Annotated in this window: 14 protein-coding genes; 7 read left to right on the forward strand and 7 right to left on the reverse strand. The window is 72.6% G+C overall.

The genetic code is table 11. From position 1 onward, the window contains the following. Positions 1-3: 3 nt before the first annotated feature. The 3 genes from K7C98_RS28780 to K7C98_RS28790 form a co-directional block, all read right to left on the reverse strand. Positions 4-1,878: a serine/threonine protein kinase gene (locus K7C98_RS28780; protein WP_224194998.1), complete on the reverse strand. Its 1,875-nt coding sequence runs from the start codon at positions 1,876-1,878 to the stop codon at positions 4-6. Positions 1,879-2,064: 186 nt separating this feature from the next. After that, positions 2,065-3,378, reverse strand: a complete 1,314-nt coding sequence (locus K7C98_RS28785) for a carboxypeptidase-like regulatory domain-containing protein (RefSeq protein WP_224194999.1) — start codon at positions 3,376-3,378, stop codon at positions 2,065-2,067. Beyond that, positions 3,375-5,177, reverse strand: a complete 1,803-nt coding sequence (locus K7C98_RS28790; protein ID WP_224195000.1) for a phospho-sugar mutase — start codon at positions 5,175-5,177, stop codon at positions 3,375-3,377. The genes K7C98_RS28785 and K7C98_RS28790 overlap by 4 nt, the downstream gene beginning before the upstream one ends. A gap of 297 nt (positions 5,178-5,474) precedes the next feature. Between K7C98_RS28790 and K7C98_RS28795 the strand changes: the two genes are divergently transcribed. The 5 genes from K7C98_RS28795 to K7C98_RS28815 all read left to right on the forward strand — a co-directional run bounded on the left by K7C98_RS28795 (position 5,475) and on the right by K7C98_RS28815 (position 12,258). Then, on the forward strand, positions 5,475-7,643 hold the full coding sequence (locus tag K7C98_RS28795) for a hypothetical protein (RefSeq protein ID WP_224195001.1): 2,169 nt from the start codon (positions 5,475-5,477) through the stop codon (positions 7,641-7,643). 118 nt (positions 7,644-7,761) lie between these two features. Continuing rightward, on the forward strand, positions 7,762-8,592 hold the full coding sequence (gene speE / locus K7C98_RS28800; protein WP_224195002.1) for a polyamine aminopropyltransferase: 831 nt from the start codon (positions 7,762-7,764) through the stop codon (positions 8,590-8,592). Between the two features lie 77 nt (positions 8,593-8,669). Next, positions 8,670-10,076: an Ig-like domain-containing protein gene (locus K7C98_RS28805; protein ID WP_224195003.1), complete on the forward strand. Its 1,407-nt coding sequence runs from the start codon at positions 8,670-8,672 to the stop codon at positions 10,074-10,076. Positions 10,077-10,396: 320 nt separating this feature from the next. Then, complete coding sequence (locus K7C98_RS28810; protein WP_224195004.1) at positions 10,397-11,512, forward strand: hypothetical protein; 1,116 nt, start codon at positions 10,397-10,399, stop codon at positions 11,510-11,512. After that, positions 11,509-12,258 (forward strand): hypothetical protein, encoded by a 750-nt coding sequence (locus tag K7C98_RS28815; protein WP_224195005.1) that lies wholly within the window; start codon positions 11,509-11,511, stop codon positions 12,256-12,258. The genes K7C98_RS28810 and K7C98_RS28815 overlap by 4 nt, the downstream gene beginning before the upstream one ends. 224 nt (positions 12,259-12,482) lie before the next feature. Here K7C98_RS28815 and K7C98_RS28820 read toward each other — a convergent pair whose 3' ends face one another. Together K7C98_RS28820 and K7C98_RS28825 are read right to left on the reverse strand one after the other, a co-directional pair. Further along, the gene (locus K7C98_RS28820; RefSeq protein WP_224195006.1) at positions 12,483-12,899 is read right to left on the reverse strand and encodes an inorganic diphosphatase; all 417 of its coding nucleotides are present in this window, start codon (positions 12,897-12,899) and stop codon (positions 12,483-12,485) included. Positions 12,900-13,018: 119 nt separating this feature from the next. Further along, entirely contained in the window at positions 13,019-13,912 is an 894-nt protein-coding gene (locus K7C98_RS28825; protein ID WP_224195007.1) for a hypothetical protein, read from the reverse strand. A 100-nt stretch (positions 13,913-14,012) separates the two neighbouring features. Here K7C98_RS28825 and K7C98_RS28830 point away from each other — a divergent pair, with 100 nt between their 5' ends. Further along, on the forward strand, positions 14,013-15,599 hold the full coding sequence (locus K7C98_RS28830) for a serine/threonine-protein kinase (protein ID WP_224195008.1): 1,587 nt from the start codon (positions 14,013-14,015) through the stop codon (positions 15,597-15,599). 103 nt (positions 15,600-15,702) lie between these two features. Here the strand turns inward: K7C98_RS28830 and K7C98_RS28835 are convergent, their stop codons facing one another. Both K7C98_RS28835 and K7C98_RS28840 read right to left on the reverse strand, forming a co-directional pair. Then, the gene (locus K7C98_RS28835) at positions 15,703-17,268 is read right to left on the reverse strand and encodes a hypothetical protein (protein ID WP_224195009.1); all 1,566 of its coding nucleotides are present in this window, start codon (positions 17,266-17,268) and stop codon (positions 15,703-15,705) included. Between the two features lie 24 nt (positions 17,269-17,292). Further along, positions 17,293-17,811, reverse strand: a complete 519-nt coding sequence (locus K7C98_RS28840) for a hypothetical protein (protein ID WP_224195010.1) — start codon at positions 17,809-17,811, stop codon at positions 17,293-17,295. Positions 17,812-18,531: 720 nt separating this feature from the next. Here K7C98_RS28840 and K7C98_RS28845 point away from each other — a divergent pair. Further along, the gene (locus K7C98_RS28845; RefSeq protein WP_224195011.1) at positions 18,532-21,249 is read left to right on the forward strand and encodes a trypsin-like peptidase domain-containing protein; all 2,718 of its coding nucleotides are present in this window, start codon (positions 18,532-18,534) and stop codon (positions 21,247-21,249) included. Positions 21,250-21,589: the final 340 nt, after the last annotated feature.

The following is a 21,589-nucleotide window of genomic DNA, read 5'->3' on the forward strand; positions in this document are numbered from 1 at the left end:
CGCTCACTTCTTGTTCTCGGCCTTGAGCTGCTGCTTGGCCTCGTCGAGCGCCTTCCGCACGTCCTTGTCGTTCGAGCGCAGCTTGCTGGCCGCCGCGTAGGCGTCGACCGCCTCCTGCCAGCGGGCCTTGGCGGCCATCACCTGGCCCTTGAGCACCAGCGCGTCGAAGCCCGGCTTGACGCCGAGCTTGTCGAACTCCTCGACCAGCGGCAGGAGCTCGTCCCACGCCTTCATCAGCCGCAGGATCTTGCCCTCGCCGACCAGCGCCTCGGCCAGCAGCTCCTTCACCCCCGGGGCGTCGGGCGCCAGCGCCTGGATGCAGCGGAACGTCTGGCCGGCGTCGTGGAAGCGCTTCTCGGCCATCGCCGTCCTGCCCGACTCGATCGCCGCCGCCGGCATCTTCTGGGTCAGGCGCTCGATCGCCTCGTGCTTCGGGTCGATCTCCTTGAGCGCCGCCAGGTAGTCGCGCAGGCACTCGCCCGGCGGCGAGCAGAAGCGGCCCTCGCTGAGCGCCAGGTCGGCGCGCCCGGCCAGCACCAGCGGGTCGCCGACGTTCTCGACCGCCTGCGGGACCGAGAGGTCGATCGGCTTCGGCGGCTCGGGCGGCGTCGAGTCGTCGACGTCCGGGGTCACGATGTCCGGCGGCGGCGGCTCCTCCGGCGGCGTCTTGGCGGCGCCGAACATCTGCGGCCCGAACAGCACCAGCACCACCGCGATCGAGCCGGCGCCGACCAGCCACAGCCACGCGTGCGGGTGCTCCTTGGGCTGCACCTGGATCGTGCGCGTCTCCATCGTCGGCCGCGGCGCGCTCATCGACGCGCTGGCCAGCATCATCGCCGGGTTGGAGACCGCCGCGATCGGATCGGGGGGCGGCACCAGGGCGCCCGAGCTCATCGACATCGCGGCTGCCCTTTCGGCCCTGTCCGAATCGCCAGCCGAGCGAGCGGGCCGCGGCGCCGCCGGGGCGTCGAGCGAGCGCAGCAGATCGACCTCGAGCACGCGCATCGAGCGGACCCGGTTCTCGGGCCGCGGCGCCAGGCAACGGGCCACCAGGTCGGCCAGCGCCGCCGGCACGTCGCGCACCAGTTCGTCGACGCGCGGGGCCTCCTGCCGGCCCTTCTTCATCATGATGTCGTAGTCGTTGCGGCCGGTGTACGGCAGCCGCCCGGTCAGCATCTCGAACAGCACCGTGCCGAGCGCGTAGATGTCCGAGACCGGGTCGGCCTCCTCGCCCGCCGCCTGCTCCGGCGCCATGTAGGCCGTCGACCCCACCAGCTTCTCGATCGTCGACACGCCCGAGCGTTCGCTGTCGACGTGCGAGCACACCCCGAAGTCGAGCACCTTGACGACGTCGAGCTCGCCGTCCTGCGTGACGAGCACGATGTTGCTCGGCTTGAGGTCGCGGTGGATGATGCCCATGTCGTGCGCGGTACCCAGCGCGCGGCAGACCTGGCTGGCGATGTGCACCGCGCGGCCGGCGGAGATCCGGCGCTCCTCCTCGATGACGTTGCGCAGGTTCTGCCCGTCGAGCAGCTGCATCACCGAGTACACGCCGCCGTCGTCGAGCTTGCCGGTGCCGAACACCTCGATGATGTTGGGGTGTTGCAGCACCTGCGCCGCCTCGGCGTCGCGCAGGAAGCGATCGCGGATCTCGGGGTCACGCGCGTAGATCTCGGGCAAGATCCGCAACGCGCACGGCACCCCGCGCTCCGTGTCGCGGGCCCGGTACAGCGCCCCCATGTCGTCGAAGGACAACAGCTCCTCGACCCGGTAGCGCTGCGCGATCATCGTGCCCCAGCGCTGCTCCGCGGCTTCGCGCGGCGACAAGATCAGCCTGTTGGGGTTGCTGAGAAGCCCGTCGTTCTCGATATCGGCCATGATTCGAACTTGTCCCGGCGCGCCGGGCCCCCAAGGCTAACGCGAGCCGGTCACACCCTCAAATTTGTGCCCCCGCGCAAATTCAGGCAGCGCGCGCTGCAAACTGCTTCTTCACCCGACACCGCGAGCGAATTGCCGGGCCCACATGTCCGCGAAGAGCTCCCGCGCGACCCGCCGGACCCGAGTTTACGGCGAGTCGTCGACTTCGATGCGCCCCGTCCACGGGCCGGCGTCGTCGCCGGGAATTGTCACCTGCCCGCGTTGTGAACGCAGCCCGCGCACCCTCACTCCGACGGTGTACGTCCCCGGCAGCACGTCCCCCGCGCCGACGGTCCCGTCCGAACTCGTGCGCGCGCCGGCGAAGGGTCCGCCGTCGACCACCGCGCCGCTCACCGGCTCGTCGGTCCCGCGCCGCACCACCGCGAGCGTCACGGCGCGACCGGGCGCCGGCACGCTCCCGACCAGCGCCACCGCCTCTCCGGCCACGTGTCCGCCGGAATTCGCCAATTCGACCCCGTCCTGGACCACGCGCAGGTCGTAGCTGCCCTCGCCGAGCTCGCCCAGGCTGAACTGCCCGTCCTCGACCCGCGCCTGATGGACCTCGTAGCCCCGCGCGTGCGCCCGCGCCAGCACCCGCGCGCGCGGATAGGGCCGCCCCTCCGCGTCGCGCACCGTCCCGTGGAGCGGCGCCAGCGGCGGCGCCAGCACGATCTGCCAGCCCTCCTCGTCGTCGACCGACACCTCTTTCTCGGTCGAGCGAAAGCCCGGCGCCCGGGCGATCAGCATCAGCGACGCGTACGTCGGCACGTCGCGCGCGTCCCCGGGCTCGCAGCGGCCGCTCGCCTCGCCGCACGGGTCGCACGGCGGCTTCTCCACCCGCGCGAAGCTGAAGAAGCCCTCGCCGTCGCTGACCGTGTTGCGCGAGGTGAACGGGGGCAGCGCCCCCGGGTCGTCGTCGTCGCCGCGGCGGACCCAGACCTGCGCGCCCGCCACCGCGTGGCCCTCGCCGTCGCTGACCGAGCCGACCACCCGCTCGAGCGCCTGCGCGACCAGCGTCACCGCCGGCCGATTCGGCTCGAGCACCCACGGATCGCGCGGCACCAGCGTCGGGTGCCGCAGCTCCGCGCACACGATCCCCCGGCAGCCCGGCCCGCTGAACTCGCCCTCGGCGCCGACCTCGACCACTCCGCCCTCGATCGGCGCGCTGTGGTCCGTCCCGCTCGCCAGGCAGTGCAGGATGACCCGCCCGTCGCTCACCGGGCTGCCGTCGCGGTCGACGATCCGCGCGCGCACCACCCCCACGCCGCTGCGGTCGACATCGGCCCGGCGCGCCACCCCGTACGCCGGCGCGCCGGCCTCGACCGCCGCGGTCACCTGCGTCGCCGCCCCCTTGCTCTTGCGCCCCCCCGGCCGCGACGGCGTGCGCGCGTCCGTCTTCAGCCAGACCGCCAGCGCCGCCACCAGGGCCAGCAGCGCCGCCACCACCGCGATCCGCCTCATGAAGCCGAACCCAGCCAGGGCCGCATCGTCGCCTCGATCTGCGCGTGCGCGTCGGCCAGCACCGCCTCGACCACCCCGTCGATCTGCGACACCACCGCCGGCAGCGCCGCCGGCTCGATCCCGGGCGCGCTGCGGGCGAGCCCGTAGATCTTCAGCTTCGGCTCCGTCCCGCTCGGGCGCAGCACCAGCCGGCATTTCTTGCCGCCCTCGCCCTCGAGCTCGAGGCTCAGCACGTCCCCGGGCAGGTCGCGCGTCGGCGAGCCGGTGTGGCGCGGCTGCAGCCGGTCTTCGAAGCGGCGCGTCGTCAAACCGGCGAAGCCTGCGGGCGGCGACGTCCGCCACGCCTGCATCAGCGCCGCGATCGCCTGCCGTCCGGCCAGCCCTGGCGCCATGTAGTTGAGCGTCTTCTCGCGGTGGTAGCCGAACCGGCACCAGATCGCGTCGAGCACGTCGAGCAGCGTCTCGCCGCGCAGCTTGGCCAGCGCCGCCGCCTCGGCCAGCAGCAGCGCCGCGATCGACCCGTCCTTGTCGCGGATCTCGTCGCCGCGGAGGTACCCGTGGCTCTCCTCGCACGCGAACACCACCGTGCGCTCCGGGTGCTCGGCCGCCATGCCGGCGTGGTGCTTGAACCCGACCAGCAGATCGTCGACGACCGTCAGCCCGCGGGCCGTCGCCATCGTCGCGATCAGCGGCGTCGTCACCAGCGTCGTCAGCACCCACCCGTTGTCGGCGATCGTCGCGTGGGCGAGCACGTGGTCGAGCATCAGCACCCCGAGGCGGTTGCCGTCGAGGGGCACGAATTTGCCGTCGCGCCCGCGCACGCACGCGCCGAGACGGTCGGCGTCGGGGTCGGTCGCCAGCACCAGCTGCGCACCTGTCTCTTCGGCCAGGGCGATCGCCATCGCCATCGACTCCGGCGCCTCCGGGTTGGCCGAGCGGACCGTCGAGAAGCGGCCGCCGTCGGGGTCGCACTGGCGCTCGACCGGCAGCACCTCGATCTTGCGGGCGCGCAGGGCCGGCAGCACGCTCGTGTGTCCGACCCCGTGCAGCGGCGTGAACGCCACCCGCAGCCCCGCGGCCGACAGGTCGCCGGGCGCGACCCCCTGCGCCAGCACGTAGGCGTGATAGGCCGGGTCGGCCTCGGAGACCACCCGCTCGGGCGAGAGCACGTGGATCTGCTTGCGCTGCTCCTCTTGCAGCTCCGGCAGCTCGGTCACCGACAGGATCGCGCGCATCAACGCCGCGTCGCGCTCGCCCAGCACCTGCGCGCCGTCGGGCCCGTAGATCTTGATGCCGTTGTCCTCCGGCGGGTTGTGACTGGCGCTGATGACCACGCCGGCCCCGCAGCCGAGGCGGCGGACCAGGAACGACAGCTCGGGGGTCGGCCGCGGCGAGTCGAGCAGCACCACCGTCATCCCGCCGGCTGCGCACTGCTCGGCCACCGTGAACGCGAAGTCCCGCGAGTGCGTGCGCGTGTCGTACACGACAGCCACCTGGGGCGTGTCGCCGGCCGCGCGCATCGCCTGCACCAGGCCTTGCGCCGTTTCGCGCACCACTACCTTATTAAAGCGGTTGGGACCGGGCCCGACCTTGCCGCGGCGGCCGCCGGTGCCGATCGGGAGCACCTGGGAGAAGGCGTCCAGGATCTCCGCCTGCGCGGTGGCCGACCCGGCCTCGGCGGCGCTCACCAGCGCCTGCAGCGCCTCGCGTTCCGACGCGAAACGGGCCTCGGAGAGCCAGTGGGACAGGGTGCGCTCGACATCGGCGGGGAGGCGGAGGGCGCTGGGGTTCGCGGTCACGGGCGGATCTTACCTCAGCGACATGCACGCCAGTGAAATCATCTGCGCCGCGCCTACGTTTTGTGGAACACTCAAAGGCTGCCGGTTGTCCGGGCCACAACGCAAGGCGGGTTTATGGCGAACCAGGATCCTCGTACACCTTCACGACCGACCGGGACCTCGAGCCCGACCCGGTCCCTCTCTCAACGACTTCGACCCTTCCTCCGCCGCGACCTCCGGTCGCGCACCGCCTCGGCCCTGGTCGCCGCGACCCTGATCAGCGGCCTTACGTGGCTCGGGACCTCCGCCCTGACGCGCATGGACAGCCCCGCCGCCCAGGACGTGCGCGTGGCCGTCGGCCTCGAGGACGCCTGGGCCGTGTGCGACGGCCCGCAGATGCCGCGCTGCAGCTTCGACGACCGCGAGCAGGCCGTGGTCGACCGCGAGTTCGCCGCCCAGCAGCGCGTGCGGGTCGCCGTGTTGACCGAGCTGCGGGCCCGCGTCGACCAGACCATCCGCAACTTCGACCGCGCCGCCGCGATCCTCAAGCGCGAGGCCGTCGACCTGCGCGGCGACCTCCTCGGCGGGCGCAGCGACCTGCACGAGCTGTTGCTCAGCACCGTCGATCTCCGCCCCCTCACCACCCGCGACGAGGACCTCGCCCGCACCGCCGCGATCCAGGCCGCCGCCTTCGCCGTCGACGTCGAGAACGGCAAGCTCGGCGACCCGGCCGGCCCGCTCCTGCGCGAGATCGAGGCCCAGCGCCGCCAGCTCACCACCCTCGCCGCCCGCATCGACCGCCTCGAGCGGCGCGACGGCGCGGTGGCCATCGACACCAACGGCACCGATCGCCAGGCCCTGTGGGCCGACCTCTTCAACAACGATCCTTACGGCGACGGCGGTCAGCTGGCCGGCTGGGTGCTCAGCTCGGGCGGCCTGCCGCACATCTCCAACACCCTCGCCAACCTCGCCCAGGGCGACCTGCGCACCCTCGCCGAGGCCGTCTTCAACCCCAGCGCCGCCTTGTGGCAGGGCGGGCTCGTCGACCCGATCGCCGAGTTCACCGCCCTGCAGAAGCCCTCGGTCCGCTACCGTTCGCCGGTCTCCGACACCCAGCGCGGCCAGCTGATCGGCTCGGTGCTGTTCGGCTTCGCCGCCTTCATGCTCTTGCTCGTCGGCCCGGTCGTCACCGCCACGCACACCGCCCGCGAGCGCGAGGCCGGCACCTTGCCGGTCCTGCGCATGACCGGCCTGTCGGCGGGAGACCTCGCCCTCGCCATGTCGGTCGGGCCCAACGTGTTCGCCATGGTCGCCGGCGCCTTGCTGCTGCTGCCCGCGCTCGCCCTGCTCGGCCTCACCGTCGGCGTCGGCCCGCTGCTGCTCCCGCTCGGCCTGCTCGTCCTCTTCACCGGCGCCACGCACCTCACCGCGATCGGCCTCGGCGACGCGCTCGGCCAGCGGGTCAACGCCCTGCTCGTCGGCGCCTTGATGGCCGTCGGCATCGCCGGCGCCGGCCTCTTCGGCACCGCCCTCGTCGGCGCCAACATCGCCAGCGCCGGCCTCCTGCTCGGGCCGCTGCCTGCGGTCCTCGGCGGGATCCTCGGCTTCACCGGCCTGCCCGGCTCGGCCGATCTCGTCACCGCCGGCGACCCCGAGCTCGGCTCCTCCTTCCTCGCCTACGCCGTCGGCACCCAGGTCATGCTCGCCACGATCTGCCTGTTCAGCTGGCGCCGCCGCGTCGAGCAGGCCTGGGCCCCGCTGTTCCGGCCGGCCGAGGGCATCGCGCTCGCGCTCGCGTGCGTCGGTTGCTCGGGCCTCACGCTGCTCGACCTCTCGTCGCGCACCAACACCCAGACCTTCGACGGCCTCAACCTCGTCACCTTCCTCGCCAGCGCCTTCCTCCTGCCCGTCCTGGGCTGGTTGCTGGTCGCCAGCCTGCGTCGTCCGGCCCGGGCGCACGCCGTCCCGAGCCACGTCGAGGCCCGCGGCGCCTTCATGCGCTTCCAGGGCGTCCTCGCCGTCGCCATGCTGGTCGTCGGCTTCGCCTACAGCGCCGTGATGCAGCGCAACGGCCTCGCCGGCGAGCAGAGCGAGATCATGTACGCCACGCTGACGCAGGTCCTGCTGATCGCCGAGACCGCCGTCGCCACCCTGCTGCTCGCCTCGCGCAAGCGCGAGGGCAAGCTCGGCATCGCCATGATGGGCGGCGCGCTGCTCCTCCTGCAGATCGTGTTCGCCGTGCTGGTCTACCGCCTCGAGGTCGACCACGTCGCCCTCACCCACAGCGCCGGCATGCCGTTCCTCTACGGCATGAACGCCTCGCCCTACTGGATCGCCCTCATGATCCTCACCTGGGGCGCCGGCTTCGGCCTCATCCTCACCGCCCTGCTGCGTGAGCGCGACCAGGCGCGGGCTGCCGCGGCCGACGCCGACGAGCAGGCGGACGAGGACGCCGAGGACGAGCGCCGCGGTCGCTGGCTGCACTGAGTCTCTCGCGCCGCGGACTCGCTCCGCGGCTTGAGTCCCGGGCGGCGGCAGGGCTATAAGGCCCAGCCTCCGCCCGGAGCCTTTTAATCACTCACTCACTCACCCACTCGAGCCCGCCATGCCCTGGTTATACGAGCACTACCACGACCTCTCCGCGATCGGCCTCCACGTCACCGACAAGGTGCACGAGGAGCAGAGCGCCTTCCAGCGCATCGAGGTCTACGACACCCGGGGCCACGGCCGTCTGCTCATGCTCGACGGCATGGTCATGCTGACCGAGCTCGACGAGTTCGTCTATCACGAGCTCATCAGCCACATCCCGCTGTGCATCCATCGCGACCCGCGACGCGTCCTCGTCGTCGGCGGGGGCGACGGCGGCACCGTGCGCGAGGTCTTGCGCCACCGCGGCGTCGAGCGGGTGGTCCTGTGCGAGATCGACGAGCGAGTCACCCGCGTCTGCCAGCAGTGGATCCCCGCGGTCGCCGGGCGCCTCGACGACCCGCGCGTCGAGCTCGTGTTCGCCGACGCCGTCGACTACGTGCGCAACAACCCCGACAGCTTCGACGCCATCCTCGTCGACAGCTCCGAGCCGATCGGTCCCGCGGCCGGCCTGTTCGGCGGGGCCTTCTTCGCCGATCTGCGCCGCGCCTTGCGACCCGGGGGCATCGTCAGCGCCCAGACCGAGTCGCCGTTTTACGCCGCCGACACCGTGCGCGGCGTGTTCGCCGAGCTGCGCGGCGTCTTCTCGAGCGTCCACGCCTACTACGGCTGCATCCCCACCTATCCGAGCGGCTGCTGGACCTTCGCCCTCGCCGGCGACCGCGTCGGCCCGGCCGATCTCGACGCCACGCGACTCGCTGCGGTCGCCGGGCGCTACGTCGGTCCGAGCCTCGGCGCTGGTGCCTTCGCCTTGCCCGAGTTCGTGCGGCGACTCGTTGAGGGCGGCTGACATCACCATCCACGGGTGATCACACACACGCGGGTGCGTCCGCGGTGTTTTGCAGGCCCTCTGGTACCGTCGCCACGATGGCCCCTCAAAACACCCGGACCCGTCTTTCCTGCCTCGTGTTGACCGCTCTGTTCGTGCCCGGGTTGGCCGTTGCGGGCGGACCTGACGACTTCACCGCGGCGATCCCGATCACCTCGCCGCTTCACGAGCCGCTGGTGTTCGGCGCCGATCTCACCGAGCCGCCCGTGCGCGCCGGCGAGTGGATCGTCTTCACCAACTTCGACGGCGGCAAGATGAACTTCTGCGGCTGGGGCAACAACGACCCGCAGAACAATTGCTCGACGATCTTCGACGGCGAGGTCTTGCCGTTCACCGGCGACCCCGGTCGGCGGGCAGCCGTCGTCCAGGTCATGCGCAACGACCTCGGCAAGTTCAACATCCACGTCACCGACGTCCGGCCCGCCAGCGGCGACTACGACATGGAGATGATCGGCGACTGGAACCCTGCCCCTGGCGGCGGCTTCGCCGGCGTCGCGCCGAGCATCGACTGTTTCAACAGCGACGGCGGCGAGGTCAGCTACACGCTCGACTACACCAACGCGGCGACCGGCATCGCCAAGGCCGTGTTGCAGGAGATCGCCCACACCTGGGGCCTCGAACACGTCGACTCGAAGTCCGACCTGCTCTACCCGACGACCCAGAGCGTCCCCGACCCGACCTTCCTCGACGAGTGCTTCCAGATCGTCCGGCTCGACGACAACGCCCAGCCGGTGCCCGAGAACAACATCTCGTGCCCCAACCAGCACTCGCAGTTCTGCAACGGCAGCAACTTCCAGAACAGCTACCAGGAGCTCCTCCAGATCTTCGGCCCTGGTTCGCCCGACCTCACCGCGCCGACGGTCGAGATCACCGCGCCGGCCGAGGGCGCCGAGGTCGATCCCAAGTTCGACCTCCAGATCACCGCCGCCGACAACCTGAGCCCGCAGATCCTCGCCGTCTCGCTCAAGATCGACGGTCCGAGCGCCGCCGAGACCGACCCCACGGCCTGGCCGAGCCCCTCCGACCTCACCTTCCCGATCGCCGGCCTCGCTGCGGGCGAGTACACCATCACCGCCACCGTCGTCGACGAGGACAAGAACGAGGCCGTCGACATCGTGCACTTCACCGTCAAGGGTGAGCCGGCGCCCGGCACCACCGGCGAGCCCGGCACCACCGGCGAGCCCGGCACCACCACCGGCGACGACAGCACCACCGGCGACGAGCCCGATCCCACCGGCGAGCCGACCCCGACCACCGGCGGCGGCAGCCAGACCGGCGGCGTCACCGGCGCGACCGGCGGCCCCGGCGACTCTGCCACCACCGGCGACCAGAGCGGCGGCGACGACGGCTGCGCCTGTCGATCGGACCTCGCACCGACCTCGGGCGCGCCGGCCCTGCTGCTCCTCCTCGGCCTCGCGCGCGGGCGTCGACGCGCCCGCCGCTGACCGCTGCGCCTCCGCGCCAAAGCGCGTACCCTGGCCCGGTGAACCCCGCGCTCGCTCCCGCCCTCCTCGCCGCGCTGTCCGCCGCCGGCGAGCGGGGCGCGGACGCGTCGGCCCCGCCTCTCCCGAGCGCGAGTCAACCTGCCCCTTCGGACCCGTCCCGAAGCGCATCCGCGGATGCCCCTTCGGACCTGTCCCGAAGCACATCCCCGGCCGCCCTCGACCTGTCCCTGCGGCCATCCTCGGCGCGCCCCGAGCTCGAGCGCCCGCGCCCGGCAGCCACGGCGCCGCTGACGGCGCGGGGCCCGGACGTCCTCCCGGCCATGCCGGGCACGCCGCACACCCTCTACGTCAACTTCGACGGCGCGGTCCTGCGGCGCGGCTGCGGCAACGACTCGCGCCACGACTGCAGCACCCTCGCCGATCTGTTCGACGGCTACATCGGTCCGTTCGTCGGCACCGAGGCGCGGCGGGTCGCCATCATCGAGTCGGTGCGCAAGGACCTGCGGGAGATCGGCGTGCGCACCACCTGGAGGCGCCCGCCGGACGACCCCGGCTACACCATGGTCCTCTACGGCGACATCGGCGCCCAGGACTTCGCCGGCATCGCCCCGTACATCGACTGCGGCAACCTGTGGGCCAACGACACCTGCTTCGCCGGCGCCTTCCAGGGCTCGAACACCGGCGCCACCATCATCTTGCAGGAGGCCGCGCACACCTGGGGTCTCGAGCACGTCAACAGCCCGTTCGACAACCTGCACCCGTTCGTCGAGGCCCCGACCCCGTTCTTCCAGGATCAGTGCAACAAGATCGTCGCCAACACCGACCTGGTCGAGACCGCCGGCACCTGCAACCTCGTGCACGAGATGTTCTGCGAGACCGGCTTTCAGAACAGCTTCCGCGAGCTGCTCTACCTGTTCGGCCCGGCCCAGCCCGACATCGTCGCCCCGGTCCTCGAGCTCACCAGCCCCGCCGACGGCTCGTACCACGTGTTGCCGGTCGAGCTCTCGCTCTACGGCGAGGTCACCGACGACCTCGAGCCGCAGTTCTACGCCGTCGACATCCAGCAGGACGGTCAGACCCTGTTCAGCGACGAGGCGATCCGCGTCGACCTGCGGCTCAAGAACCCGCCGCCCGGCACCTACGACCTGCTCGTCACCGTCCGCGACGAGGGCGGCAACGCCGGCAGCGACCGCGTGCGCTTCACGATCCTCCCCGAGGGCAGCGAGGATCCCGACAGCACCACCGGGGACGACCCCGGCGACACCGACACCGGCGGCAGCGGGTCCGGCGGGTCGTCCGAGCAGATGGGCTGCGACCTCGCGCTCGCCGCGACGGGGCCCGCCTGGCCGCTCCTCCTCCTCTTCGCCCGCCGGCGACGGCCTCGTCCTCCGGCTCTGGCAACCTCGCCCGCGCCGCGCTACATGGAGAACCCGTGACGCACCGCCTGCACCTGGCCCCGTTCGCCCTCGTGCTCCTCGCCGCCTGTCCCCAAGCACAGCCGCCTGCGCCCACGCCCACCGTCGACGGCGCCCACCCGGCCCCCGACGATCCGCGCGTCGTCGCCGTCACCGGCGATCTCTACGCCGCCCAGGCCGCCCCGACCGCGCTCGAGCAACCTGAGGCCGACCCGGCGCCCAAGTCGCCCGGCACCGGCCGCCCCGACGAGACCAACGGCGTGTGCCGCCTCTACGCCCCCGAGCTGCCCAACCCCGAGTGCTGCGAGCACACCCTCGGGTTCGACAGCAAGGTCGCCGCCGCCACCTGCGGCCTGCAGGTCTACCTCGGCGAGTCCTTCCACAACAGCTGCGGCTTCTACTTCGTGCCCGAGCCCAACAGCCTGGCCCAGTGGTTCCGGATCGCCTTCATCATGGGCGACACCCCGCTGCAGGCCGCCGAGGACAACCTGAAGGTCATGCGCCACACCGACCCTACCGTCACCGTCGAGCCCGTGCCCGACGTCCCCGGCGCCTACTGGACCCGGCAAAACGAGTACCGCTGGGCCTTCCTCCCCGGCTGGAAGTCCGTGCGCATGTTCGCCTGGAAGACCTCCAGCTGCAGCGACGACAAGGTCGGCGGCCTGCTCCGCCACATCATCGCCGCCCCCGAGGACATCGCCGGCACGCGCCGCGACGGCCTCGTCCCGGTCGCCGCCCCGCCGGTCGCCGTCGCCCCGGCGAAGTAGCCCGCCTGGCCGCGCGCCGGGACATGTCCCTCAGAACATGTCTTTGAGGTCTAGCCGCCCGACGCCCCGCGGTCGCGGCGAGTGCCCTTGCCACACAAACCGCCGCATTCATCCGGCCGCGAGAGTCACTGTTCCGCTTGCAAGCCGCCGGCAGGCTGAACGCCACGAGACCGGCGAAGATCGAGTTGGTGCGCGCTCGCGGGACGGGGCCGCGAACCGCAGGCTCAGCGCGCCCGCCAGCCCGCGAACCGCGTCGGGCCGTCCAGCCCGCGCGCGGCCGCCAGCGCGCGCTTGCCGAGCGCGTACACGGTGAAGAACAGCTCGAGCCCCCGCCGCTGCGCGCGCGTCAGCGGCTGCGCGCTGAAGATGACCTTCGGGTCCTCCTGGCCGACGTCGACGAAGCCGATGATCCCCACCACCGCCCGCTCGACCCGCGCCCCCGCGGGCAGGCGGCCGCCGAGGACCACCGCGTCGAGCGGGTCGCCGTCGCCGGACATGACCCCCGGGACATGTCCGTAGTTGTACGGGCACGGCAGCGGCGACACGAAGTCGACGCGCCCGTCGCTGCGCCGCTTGACGAAGCTGCCGCGGGGGTACTCGATCACCACCTCGCAGCGCGCCCCGATCTCCGGCAGCTCCACGGCGACGATCTACGCCAGCCGCGCCGCCGCGGCAACCGTCGCGCCGGCCGCGCTCGACTCACTTGCGACGCCGCCGCCAGACCTGCCCGATCGCACATGCCCTGAGAGACACCCTCGGCTCAGAACTGCCCGAACGCCGCGATCCCCGCCCCGTTCGTCCCGAACGTCGGGACCGCGCGGGCCGCCCGGCGCTTGCGTTCCTGGATCCGGTCGGCGAACAGGAGGCTCGCGCCGGCCAGCAGCACGCCCGCGCCCGCGGCCAGCGTCAGGTAGCCCGCGTCGTGGTAGCTGGCCAGGGCTGCGTCGGAGCAGTCGGGCGTCGCCGTCGTGCACTCCGCGCGGTACAGCAACAGGCCGATGCCCACCGCCGACGTCAGCGCCCCGCCGATCGACACCCCGAAGCCGGCGGCCAGCAGCTCCAGCGACGGCTCCGACGGCGCGGCCCAGCTGGTCTGCCCGCGCCATTGACCGGGGCGCGGCGGCGGCAGCCGCTTCAGGGCCGGCAGAGCCGGTGTCGCCGGCGCCGCCTCCCCCGTCGCGCTCGGCTCGGGCTCGGCCGCCGGGAGCCCCGGCGGCTCCGCGCACACGTCGCGGCCGACCGACTGACTGGCCCCGCGCAGGCTCTGATCGATCCGGTCGGCCAGCCCGAGCGCTCGCCGGCGCAGGTAAATCGCCTCGGCCTTCTGCGGCCGCTCGAGGTAGTCGCGCACCACCCCGGCCGCGCGGCACATCGGGCTCTCCGCGCTGTTGTCCGCATGGGCCTGCTCGTAGGCCGCCACAGTGTCGCTCAGCACATTGAAGAGATCGCGGCTCGCCCGCGGCTCGAGCTCCGTCAGTCCGACGTAGACCCGCTCGAAACAGGCCCCTGCCTCGGCGTTGCGACCGTCCTTGCGCAGCGCCCTGCACCCCTCGTGTTCGCGCCGCAGCGCCTCCGTGGCCGGGTTCGCCGCCTCGGCGTGGGTGCTCGCCAGCGTCAGCGCGCAGGCCAGCGCCGTCGTCCTGCTCCTCGCCATCGCCCTGCGAGTATCGGCCAGTTCGGCGCCCCGGGCAGCGGTCGCTTCCGCGCCTCCGCGAGGCCCCGAACCCGGCGCCTGCGCCCGTATAATCGCCCCCATGACGGGCGACGACGTCGACGGCACCGGTCCCACGCAGGCCAGTCCCCCCGGCGACGCCCCGACCGATCTCGCCTCCGACGCCGGGCCGCGCCGCGCCGACGCCCCCGACTCGCTGCTCGGGGGCGTCCTCGCCGGCCGCTACCGCATCGATCGCCGGCTCGGCAGCGGCGGCATGGGGGCGGTGTACGCCGGCACGCACCTCCTGCTCGACCGGCCGATCGCCGTGAAGATCATCAAGCCGCGCTTCGGCGACGACCCCGGCATCGCCCAGCGCTTCATTCAGGAGGCGCGCACCGCCTCGGGCATCGCCCACGCCCACGTCGTCGAGATCACCGACTTCGGCGAGACCGAGAACGGCACCGCCTTCTTCGTCATGGAGCGGCTCGAGGGCGAGGATCTCGCCGCCACCGTCACGCGCGAGGGGCCGCTCGGCTGGCAGCGCGTCGTCCACATCGGCGAGCAGATCGCCCGCGCCCTCGCGGCCGCGCACAAGCACGGCGTCGTCCACCGCGACATCAAGCCGGCCAACTGCTTCCGCCTCACCCGCGACGACGACCCCGACTACATCAAGGTCCTCGACTTCGGCCTGGCCAAGGTCGTCGGCGCCTCGCGGCACGGCGACGCCTCGCTGACCCAGACCGGCGCGCTCCTCGGCACGCCCGGGTACATCGCCCCCGAGCTGTACCGCGGCCTCGCGGCCGACCATCGCGTCGACATCTACGCCCTCGGCGCCCTCATGCACAAGCTGCTCACCGGCGAGCTGCCGCCGATGCGCCTCGGCCTCGACGGCCCGTCCGAGCTCGCGCTGGCCGCCGTCCCACCTGGCCTTCAGGCTATCTTGCGCCGCGCCCTCGCCGACGACCCCGCCGCCCGCTATCCGACCGCCCAGGCCCTCGCCGGCGACCTCCGGCGCCTGGCCGCAGGGACAGGTGTCAGCCTCGACCCCGGCTCCGACCCGCCCGCCGCCAGCGGCCCGCTGCTGACCGTCACCCGCGACGCCCGCGGACTCTCGTTCACGATCGGCGCCCCGCTGCTCGGCGCCCTGGTGCTCGGCCTCGGCGTGTTCGCCTACTTCAGCCTGCGCGCCGTCGCCCTGCCGCCCACCGAGCCCGTCGGCGCGCCCCTCGCTCCGCGCCCGCTCGAGCTCCAGCGCCCGGCCCTGCCGCCTCCCGCTCCCGTCCCGCCGCCCGTCGCCGTCCCTCTCGCGCTCGAACCCGCCGCCCCGCCGCCGGCGTCGCCCGACCCGCCACCTCCCGCTCCCTCCGAGCCGTCGCCGACCGCCATCGACCCCTCGGCCGCGCCGCCCGGGCCCGCCCCGAAGGCCGGCAAGCCGCTCCCGCCCGGCAGCCCTGCAGCTGTCCAAAAGGCCATCCGCCGCCGCTGCGGCGAGACCTTCGGCTACGACGTCACCCTGCAGTGGAAGGCCGACGCCGACGGCCGGCTGATCCCCGGCTCGGTCAAGGCGCTGGTCGGCAAGCGCACCCTCCTCAACGACGCCGAGACCTGCGCCGTCCGCCAGCTCACCCGCAGCGAGCTGGCCTGGACCCCCGGCGAGACCTACACCCACAAGTTCAAGGCCGGCTGATCGACCTGTCCTCGCGGACAGCCTCGGACCGACGCCTCGGACATGTCCCTTCGGACACGCGACGCGCCTGTTCCACAGTCTGCACACCTGTCCCCAAAAACATTCACCGACGCTCGCGCGCCCGCCACAGCGCGCGCCCCACCAGCCCCGCCGCGATCGCCCCGATCACCGCCAGCCCCGCGAACCCGATCAGCATCCCCGGGTGTCCTGCGCGCGCCAGCTTGACCGCGCCGAGCACCAGCACGTCGGGCTGGAGCGTCATGAACCCCGCGATCGGGCTGGCCCACGGCGCAAAGTGTGACGTCTCGAGCACGTGCCCGGCCGCGCGCGGATCGTTCGTCAGCACGATCATCCACTCGAAGATCGATCGCGTCGCCAGGAACCCGGTCAGCGCCGCGCTGCTCGCGAGCGCCGCCCAGAACACCCGCTGCACCGCCTTCGCGCGCTGCGGCAGCGTCTCGACCGCCGCCGCGAAGCCGAGCATCAGCAGCGGGATCGCCGGCACCAGGTGGCGCGGCCCCAGGCCCCAGCCGCCGTACCAGTCGGTGCGCGCCGACACCACCAGCCAGCGCGTCACCAGCAGCGACAGCGCCAACCACGTCGCCGCCGGCGCCCGCCGCAGCGCCGCGCCTACTCCGATCAGCCCCAGCGTCGCCGCCGGCGCGTACAGCCACAGGCTCCGGCCCGGCGCCACCATCAGCGCCCACAGCCCCGTCCACGGGTTCGTCCACGCGCTGTAGTGGCCGAAGCGACCGGTCTCGAGCGGATCGCCGAAGCGCAGCCACTGCCCGAGCAGCAGCGCCGCCAGGCCCGCGCCGGCCAGCAGCGCCGCCCCGCTCAGCCCGCGTCGCGCCGGCGCCAGCGCTTTCAGACATGTCCTCACGAACCTGCCCTTGAGGTCCTGTCCTTTCAGACTTGCCAGCATCGGCAACAGCGCGTACCCCGCCAGGCACGGCCAGGCCACCAGGTTCACCACGTGCACGTGGACCGCGAAGCCGGCCGCCGCCCCGGCCAGCCACAACCGGCAATCGGCCGCGCGCGGCCGGTCGGCCCGCAGCGCGTGCGCCTGCGCGATCGCCAGCGCCGCCGCCAGCAGCACCAGCGCCGACAGCGGCTCGCTCAGGAACGTGCGCGCGTACGGCCAGGCCGCCGTGGCCGTCGCGTACGCGACCCCCGTCCACAGCGCCGCCCGGGCCGAGAAGCCGAGCCACGCCAGCCAGCGGACCAGCAGCCACGCCGTCGCCGCCGTCACCAGGCAGTGCGTCAGGCTGACGACCAGGTGGTGCCAGTCCGACCTGGCCTCGCGGACATGGAACGTGAAGTGGTCCGAGCGGACCGCCCGCGTCCACGCGAACGGCACCACGGGCGCGGTCACGCGCGCCAGCGCGTACATCGGCGCGGCGACCAGCGACAGGCCGTGGCCGAAGAACCCGTAGCGACGGCCGTCCCGCCCCTCGGCCCAGCCGAACGTCCCGGGCGGCCGGCCGGGCGGCTCCCCGGTGCGATGGCCGATCCCGGCGATGGCGAACGAGCCGCGGTCGACCAGGCTCGCCGTCGTCTGGAACACGATCTCGTCGTCCGGGAACTGGATCCGCCCGGGCGCGGTGCACAAAAACAACACGGCGCAGGCCACCAACAGGGCGGCTGCGCCGGGCGTACGCGGATTCAAGCTCGGCTTCGACGAACTCAGCGATTACCCCGAGGTGCCGCTGGAGCTGTTGCCCATGCACAGCGACGTGTCGAAGGTGCAGGTCACGGGGTCGCAGCCGAGCGAGCCGCCGGCGTTGCCGAGCGACTCACAGGTGAACCCGTTGAGGTTGGCGCCGTCGCACTGCTCGTTCGGATCGATCTGCCCATTGCCGCAGCCGGCCGGGTCGGTCGTCTGGGTCGTCGTCGTCTGGGTCGTCGTCGTGTCGACGTCGCCGGTGGTCGTGTCGGCGTCGGTCGTCGAGGTCGGCGGCGTCGTCGTCGGCCCGTTGGTGGTCGGCGCGGCCGTCGTGCTGGTCGTATCGGGGCCGGTCGTCGGGTCGGGGTTCGTGGTCGTCCCCGGCGCGCTGGTCGAGGTGTCCGTGCCGGAAGACGTGTCCGTGGCCGGCGTGCCGGAGGGGTTGTTGGTGCCGGTACCGAACCCACCGGGCTCGCCATCATCACCGCAGCCGGGGACGAGGCACAGGACAGCAACGGAGCAAGCGAGCGTACGCCAGGCGATCATGGCGCCTTTATCCCAATGGCGCTGCCCGGGGGTCAAGAGAAAAGCGAGCCCAGGCACAGGGGCTCACGGAAGCCATTTCCGAGACCTGCCGCACGGGTTTCGCCGGCCACGGCTCGACGGGCCTCGCGGCTTTTGCCAGTGGAGTCGCGAGCACCCGCGCGCCATCACGGCCTCACTGGCAGGGTCCTGACTCCACGGCACGACGGGCCTCGATCTCGCGACCGTCCGCGAAGCAGGACACGCTCCACTCGAGCAGCACCGGCACCCTCGCGAGGTCGGCCACGGAGCACCATCGCCGGCCCGCATCCTCCGATCGACACGCGCGATCGTCCGAGCCTCGCGACCTTCGCTTTCGAACCCTCCGCACCCCTCGCAAATTACGCATCCACCTCTGTTCGCGCTCGCCTCGCCCTCGCCGACGTCCGTCCGTCGGGCCCCGCGGACAGACGACCGCGAGCGACGGGCGAGCGACGGCTCGGCCCGCTCGCCTGCAAGGGGATCGATGACGCATACCCCGCCATCGGCTGAGCACGGCCCGCGACGAGGGCCGCGATCGCGGTCATCACGACCGAAAATGTCGCATATTCTTAATCATCACATTTCAAACACTTACGCCACATAATATCAAGTTGTTTCGAGCCTGTGTACGGATGCCTTTGCGCCCCCCATGGGGCGAGTGCTACCACGATGCTCCTCGTGACCGTACCTGAAGCTCCAGCCATGACCCCGACCTGGCGCGAGAGCCTGGAGCGCGTCTACGCGGCCGTGGTCTCGGTCCGCATCGACGCGCCGCGTCCCTTCGACACCGAGTGGAACGGCAGCTCGCAGGCGACCGCGTTCGTCGTCGACGCCGAGCAGGGCCTCATGCTCAGCAACCGCCACGTCGTCCAGCCGGGCCCCGTGGTCGCCGAGGCGGTGTTCCTCAACCACGAGGAGATCCCGCTGCGGCCGGTCTACCGCGACCCCGTCCACGACTTCGGCTTCTTCCGCTACGACCCCGCCGCGCTGCGCTTCATCCGGCCGCCGGCGCTGCGCCTGCGCCCCGACAAGGCCATCGTCGGCACCGAGCTGCGCGTCGTCGGCAACGACGCCGGCGAGAAGCTCTCGATCCTCGCCGGCACGCTCGCCCGCGTCGATCGCCCGGCGCCGCTATACGGCCAGAGCAAGTATAACGATTTCAATACGTTCTACCTGCAGGCTGCAAGTGGTGCGACAGGTGGATCTTCCGGCTCGCCGGTGGTCGACATCGAGGGCGACGTCATCGCCCTCAACGCCGGCAGTCGGACCCAGGCTGCCTCGAGCTTCTTCCTCCCGCTCGAGCGGGTGCTGCGCGCATTCGAGCTGCTGCGCACGGGTCAGCCCATCCCGCGCGGCACCTTGATGACAACCTTCTCGTACACCCCCTTCGACGAGCTGGCGCGCCTCGGCCTGCGTCCGGAGACCGAGCAGGTCGCCCGCGCCGCCGACCCGGGCGGGATCGGCCTCCTCATCGTCGACAAGCTGATCCCCGGCGGCGTCACCCACGGCCTGCTCGAGCCGGGCGACATCCTCCTGCGCGTCGAGGGCCAGTTCATCCCCCGCTTCGTCCCGCTCGAGGCGGTGCTCGACGCCTCCGTCGGCCAGACCGTCACCCTCGAGCTCGAGCGCGGCGGCCGGCCGCTGACCGTCCGCGCCCGCGTGCAAGACCTCCACGCCATCACGCCCAGCACCTATCTCGAGGTCGGCGGCGCGATCCTCCACGACCTCTCGTACCAGCGGGCCCGCAACCCCCAGGTCGCGCTGACCGGCGTCTACCTCGCCAACAGCGGTTACCTCTTCTCGCCCCTCGACCTCGACCGCGGCGCCGTGATCCGGGCCATCGCCGGCGTGCCGACGCCCGACCTGGCCGCGGCCGAGGCCGTGCTGTCCGGCTTGCCGCACGCGGCACCGTTCATGGTCCGCTGGATCGACCTCGACCAGCCGACCCGCGAGCACGTCACCGTCATCACCATGGACCGGCGGTGGTTCGCCATGACCCGCTCGACCCGCGACGACCGCACCGGCCGCTGGCCCTCGACCGTCGAGCCGCCCCCGCCGCCCCCGCCGCCGCGCACGCCCGTCACCACCAACCTGCCGCCGAGCGACGACGTCCGCGTGCAGCAGGTCCAGCCTTCGCTGGTCACCGTGACCTGCAACATCCCCTACAAGATCGACGGCATCCACGCGACCCGCTTCGTCGGCGCCGGCCTGGTCGTCGACGCCAAGCGCGGCCTCGTCCTGGTCGACCGCAACACCGTCCCGATCCCGCTGGCGGACATCACCCTCACCGTCGCCGGCGCGGTCGAGATCCCGGGCGAGATCGCGTTCCTCCACCCGCACCACAACTACGGGATCCTCTCGTACGACCCGGCCCTCCTCGGCGACACGCCGATCCGCGCCGTCGACCTCGCCCCGCGGCCGCTCCACCCCGGCGACCCCGTCTGGCTGGTCGGCCTCAAGTCCGGCCACCGCGTGTTCGCCCAGAGCACCGCCGTCGAGGCCGTCGACCTGCCGCTGCCGCGCCCGCCCCGCTTCCGGGCCATGAACCTCGAGCGGATCTCCCTCACCAGCGCCACCGCCTCGCTCGGCGGCGCCATCGTCGACAGCGAGGCCCGCGTGCTCGCGCTGTGGGCCGGCTTCTCCTACCAGGACGGCAAGGACCACCGCGTCGCCGAGTACGGCATCACGGCCGACCTGTTCGCCGAGGCCGTCGAGATCCTCCGCCGCGGCGAGTCGCCGATCGTCTGCGACCTCGGCGTCGAGTTCGGCACCGTCACCCTCGCCGAGGCGCGCCACCGCGGCCTGTCCCCCGAGACAGCCGCCGAGCTCGAGGGCCACGACCCGCTGCGCCGCCAGGTGCTGGTCGTCCAGCGGCTGGCCGCGTTCGCCCGCGGCTGGCAGGCCGGCGACCTGGTCCTGCGGGCCGGCGGCGTCGCCGTCACCTCGGTCCGCGAGATCGAGGGCGCGCTGCGGCGCGGCCGCGTCACCGTGCGCCTCCTCCGCGACGGCGTCGAGCTCGACCTCGAGGTCGTGACCCGGCCCGACGACGGCCGCGGCACCGACCGCGTGCTCCACTGGGCCGGCGCCCTGCTCCAGGCCCCCCACCACGCCGCCCTCATCCAGCGCGCCGTCCCCGACGAGGGCGTCTACATCTCGCTCTACTGGTACGGCTCGCCGGCCAGCCGCTCGCGGCTGCGCGCCGCTCGCAGGATCGTCGCGGCCGAGGACCGCCCCACCCCCGACATCGACAGCTTCCTCGCTGCCGTTTCCGGCAAGCCCGACCGCGCCTCCGTCCGCCTCAAGACCGTCGACCTCGACGGCAAGGTCGACCTCCTCACCCTCCGCCTCGACCTCGAGTACTTCCCCACCTACGAGCTCCGCCGCACCCGCGCCGGCTGGGTCCGCATCGAGCACGACTAACCTGTCCCCGAGGACAGCCGAGCTTCGTCGAGATCGAGCTGTCCCCCCGGACAGCTCGTCTCGCCTCGCACCGAGATCAGCCTGTCCCGCAGGACATGTCCCATCACACAGCCTCGCGGCCCGGCGCGAGCGGCCTGTCCCCGAGGCCAGCCCCGCACGACCCGCCGCGACATGTCCATGCGGACATATCCCCTCGACACCGTCGACCTCGGGCGGCGAAGGTATCCGACGCGCCGCACCACGACCTGTCCCTTCGGACATCCGATTCGCCCCGCGCACGACCTGTCCCTCCGGACATCCGCCGGTCCCGCGCCGCGGCCTGTCCCTCCGGACATCCGAC

Origin of the sequence: Nannocystis pusilla, assembly GCF_020073745.1 — a bacterium.
Classification (GTDB): Bacteria; Myxococcota_A; Polyangia; order Nannocystales; family Nannocystaceae; genus Nannocystis; species Nannocystis radixulma.